Below are 223 nucleotides of genomic sequence, written 5' to 3' on the forward strand. Positions count from 1 at the left end.
CGTTACGCCATTCGTGCGGGTCAGAATTTACCTGACAAGGAATTTCGCTACCTTAGGACCGTTATAGTTACGGCCGCCGTTTACTGGGGCTTCGGTTCACAGCTTCGGGATTACTCCCTAACCACTCCCCTTAACCTTCCAGCACCGGGCAGGCGTCAGCCCGTATACTTCGCCTTACGGCTTCGCACAGACCTGTGTTTTTGCTAAACAGTCGCTTGGGCCT

1 rRNA gene is annotated in these 223 nt (G+C 54.3%); it reads right to left on the bottom strand.

Going from position 1 to position 223, the window contains the following annotated elements:
• Positions 1-223: ribosomal RNA gene (locus WFI24_RS34365) — 23S ribosomal RNA — on the bottom strand; the annotation flags it as partial.

Origin of the sequence: Paenibacillus sp. USHLN196, from assembly GCF_037144955.1 — a bacterium.
GTDB lineage: Bacteria > Bacillota > Bacilli > Paenibacillales > Paenibacillaceae > Paenibacillus > Paenibacillus xylanexedens_C.